This window comes from uncultured Aureimonas sp. (assembly GCF_913775355.1).
Lineage (GTDB): Bacteria > Pseudomonadota > Alphaproteobacteria > Rhizobiales > Rhizobiaceae > Aureimonas.
The window spans coordinates 1-4,236 of sequence record NZ_CAJYIU010000121.1; the positions used below are offsets into that span (position 1 = coordinate 1).

Consider the following 4,236-nt stretch of genomic DNA (forward strand, 5'->3'; position numbering starts at 1 on the left):
ACCGGCGCTGGTGCCGCTGACGGCCGCGATCTCGATCGTGTCGTCGTCGAGGAGACGGTCGAGGACGCCCCAGGTGAATGCGCCGTGCGCGCCGCCGCCCTGCAGGGCGAGACAGATGCGGGCCATGCCTCTATGCCTTCCATCCACTCCTCCCGTTGATCACTGCCGCACGAGAGGACGCGGTGTCCAGCCTCATGCTGCAGCTGCGAAATAAGGAGCCGATGCGCAGATCGTAACCCCTCGACGGCGCGAAAACGTCCGCCGGCGTCGCTGACGTCAGCGACCTTCGCGATACCACGTGGCGGAAAGCGCCAGCAGGAGGACGGCAAGACCGAGGAAGCCCGCAAACAGCGGCGTCCGGTCGACACCGCGCAGGACGCTTTCCTCCGTGGTCTTCAGCCCGATCCAGTCGCGCCCGTCCGCGTCCGCCCGGCCCGACACCGGTACGATGCGTGGCACCGACACGCCGCCGGTGGCCTCCGCGAGACGCCGCGTCGAGCCGCGCGTCGCATCGGCGGTCGGCTGCAGCTTCTGCGTGGTCGAGATCGCCTCGCGATATTCGCGCGGGTTCACCGGCCCGACATTGGCGAGCGCCCGCAGATCGCCGTTCGCCACTTGGTAGAGCCCGAGCTCGTCGGCGTTCAGCGTGCCGCGCCATTCGCCGGCCGCCCCTTGCGTCAGCGGCAGCTGCAGCGCGCGGCCCGAGGGGGTGACGACCGTGGCTGGCCCCGGATCGTCGCCGATCGTGTGGCGCGTGACCGTCAGGTCGGTGCCGAGCGCCTCGGCGTCCAGCGCCTCCTCCTCCAGCTGCGGCTCCTTCATCAGCCAGTGGGCGAGGCGGCGGAACAGCGGCACGTGCGGGCCGCCGCCCTCGAAACCGCGCGACCACAGCCAGCCCTGGTCGGACAGGAGGAGGGCGACGCGGCCCTCGCCGGCGCGGTCGAGCACGAGGAGCGGCTTGCCGTCCGGACCGGTCATCACGGTCTCGCCGCGCGTCTCGCCCACGTCGATCGAACGGAACCACGGGCTCCAGTCCGGGGGTGTCGCACCGGCGCCCGGCAGGTCGCGCGTCACCGGGTGCTTGCGGCCGAGGTCGGAGAGGGTCGGCCGGAAGGCGCGCTGGTCGACCTCGCCGGTCGGCAGCGCCGGGAGGATCGCGCTGAGCGGAGAGTTGGCGACGGAGTCCGGCCCCGCATATTCCGGGCCCGAGGCGATCAGCATGGCGCCGCCGTTCTGCACGTACTGGGCGATGTAGTCGTAGTAGAGCGTCGGCAGCACGCCGCGTCGCTGGTATCGGTCGAAGATGATGAGATCGAAGTCCTCGATCTTCTCGACGAACAATTCGCGCGTCGGAAAAGCGATCAGCGACAATTCGTTGATCGGCGTGCCGTCCTGCTTTTCCGGCGGGCGCAGGATCGTGAAGTGGACGAGGTCGACCGCGGCGTCCGACTTCAGGAGATTGCGCCACGTGCGCTCGCCCGCATGCGGCTCGCCGGAGACGAGGAGCACGCGCAGATTCTCGCGGATACCGTCGATCACCGCGATGGCGCGGTTGTTGACCGGCGTGATCTCGCGGGTCTCGCGCGCCGCCGATAGTTCCACGATGTTCTTGCCGGCGCGCGGCAGGGTGATCTGGACGTTGGTGTCCTGCCCCGGCACGGCATTGCGCCGCTCGACGAGGTCGCCGTTCAGGAAGACCTGCACCTCGACGGGGTTGGTCGAGGCGCCTTCGCCCTCTTCCACGACGCGGAATGTCAGCGTATGCGGCTGGTCGACGAGCGCGAAGCGGGGCGCGGTCACGAGGTCAAGCCGTCGGTCGAACTCGTTCGGCCGACCGGTGACGAGCGCATGAACGGGCGCGTCGAAGCCGAGCGCGGCGGCGTTCTCGGGAATGTCGTGCACCTGCCCATCGGTCACCATGATCGCGCCGCCGACGCGGGCGGGCGACACGTCGCGAAGGCCGTCGCGCAGCGCACCGAAGAGCGCCGTCGTCGCGTCGCCCTCGCCGGCCGAGCGCGCCTCGATCGTGCGTACCTCGAACTGCGGGAAGGCGGCGAGGTTGCGGCGAATCTCCTCCACCGCGGCGTCGGTCTGTGCCGTGCGTTCGCCGATCGTCTGACTCTGGCTGCGATCGACGACGACGGCGACGACGCTCTTCAGGGGATCGCGTTCCTCGCGGAGGATCACGGGATTGAGGAGCGCCAGCACCAGAGCGACGAGCGCGAGGCTGCGTACCACGGCGCCGCGCATGCGCGCCGCGAGCAGCGCCAGCGCGAGGAGCACCGCCGGGACGGCGAGGATCGCGATCACGCTCCAGGGGAAGAAGGGCGAGACGTCGATCGACCAGATCATGGCGTCACTGCCCCAGGCGTTCGAGAAGGGCGGGCACGTGCACCTGGTCGGCCTTGTAGTTGCCGGTCAGCACGTACATCACGATGTTGACCCCCGCCCGGTAGGCGTATTCGCGCTGCGACGGATCGGCGTTGTCGGTCGGGAAGACAAAGAGCCCGTTGCCGTCGACCGCCCAGGCGCTGGCGAAGTCGTTCGACGTGATCATGATCGAGGACACGCCGTCACCCGCGTTCGCCGGCCGCGCTTCCGCGTCGGCCGAGCGCACGAGCGACTCGACCCAGAGGTCCGAGCCCGTGTGCCGTCCGGGGAAGCTGTCCATGATGTAGAAGGCCTTTGTCAGAACGTGGTCGGCCGGCACCGGCTCGAGCGGCGGAATGTCGAGGTCGGCGAGGATGTCGCGCAGCCGGCGCTGCCCGGCCGAGACCGTCTGGCCCGAGAGGTCGCCCATCGCGTCTCCCTCGACGTCGAAGAGCACCGTGCCGCCCTGCTTCATGTAGGCGTCGACGCGGCTGATCGCCTCCTGGCTCGGCATCGGGGCCGAGGCGTGGATCGGCCAGTAGAGGATCGGGTAGAAGGAGAGTTCGTCCGTCGCGATGTCGACCGGCATTGGCTTGCCCGGCTCCAGCGCGGTCTTCGAGGCGATGTATTGCGACAGGCCGTCGAGGCCCTGCCGGGAGATTTCGTCCGTCGCGGCGTCCCCGGTCTCGACATAGGCGAGGTGCGTCGTTTCTGTCGCCTCGATCGCCCGCGCGGCGTCGATGCCTTCGAGCCCCTGCGTCGCCGTGGCGGCGGGGGAGGGCGCGTCCTGCGCCAGCGCATGGCCCGGATGTCCGCCCGCGAGCGCGGCGAGTGCGAGCGCCACGACCAGCGCGGCGGGTGCCGCGCGGCGGCCGAGACCACGCCGCAGGCGCGCGAGGCCGCCATGCAGCCAGAGGAGCGCCAGCGCGTCGAGCGCGAAGAGCGCCACGGCGCCGGCGAACAGCCAGGGCGTCAGGTCGGTCGCGCCCGCCGTGCCATAGGCGCGGGCGGCGATGGGGGCGCCGAGGTCGAGCGCGGGAAGGGGGCGGAGCACGGCGTCGGTTCCCAGGAGATTGAGCGCGTGATAACCCTCGGCCGTGCCGTAGAGACCCGGCGGGTTCTGAAGGCTCGGGACGGGCGGTGCGCCGGCCGCCAGTACCAGCGGCCGGATTTCCGGGCCGGGCTGGACGAGACGGGCGGTGCCGTCCATCACGCGGTAGGGCGGCAGGCTGGTCTCGGCCGTACCGCCGTCGGTGCCGACCGCCCCGCGCGACAGCGACACGATACGCCGGAGCATGTCGACGAAGGCACCCGAGATCGGCAGGTTCGACCAGGTGGCTTCCGCGGTCGTGTGGAAGAGGACGATCGTCCCCGCGCCCCGCGGCGCGGCGGTGACGATGGGCGTTCCGTCGGCAAGGCTCGCCCAGGTGCGGTCGTTGAGGTCCGCCGCCGGCTCGGCGAGGATCTGCCGCGACACGGTGACGTCGGCGGGGACCGTGATGCCGGCGAACGGGCTGCCCTCGGCGATCGGCGCGACGCGCTGCGGCTCGGACCACGAGAGGGCGCCGCCCAGTTGCCGCTCGCCCCCGCGCAGCCGCACCGGCACCAGCGTGTCCTCGGCGGTCGATGCGGCAAGGCGTGGGCCGGCGAAGCGAACCAGCGTGCCGCCGTTTTCGAGGAAGCCGTTCAGCGCCTCCGTCGCCGCCTCCGGCAGGACGCCGATGTCGGCGAGCACGATCACGGACGGGCGCTGCTCGACGAGCGCGGGAATGGCGGTGCCGAGATCGGCGCTGCCGGCGCGCACGAGGTCGGCGAAGGGCTCGATGGCACGGGTGATGTAGTAGAGCGGCGAGAGCAGCGGCTGGG

General features: G+C 71.1%; 3 protein-coding genes. All 3 read right to left on the reverse strand.

Features of this window, described 5'->3' with window-relative positions:
* Positions 1–126, reverse strand: a 126-nt coding sequence (locus QZ753_RS08530) for a patatin-like phospholipase family protein (RefSeq protein WP_367171502.1), incomplete at its 3' end; no start/stop codon positions are given.
* A gap of 150 nt (positions 127–276) precedes the next feature.
* The gene (locus QZ753_RS08535) at positions 277–2,352 is read right to left on the reverse strand and encodes a hypothetical protein (RefSeq protein ID WP_294642785.1); all 2,076 of its coding nucleotides are present in this window, start codon (positions 2,350–2,352) and stop codon (positions 277–279) included.
* A gap of 4 nt (positions 2,353–2,356) precedes the next feature.
* Positions 2,357–4,236: DUF4159 domain-containing protein (locus QZ753_RS08540; RefSeq protein ID WP_294642787.1), on the reverse strand; the 1,880-nt coding region annotated here is incomplete at its 5' end.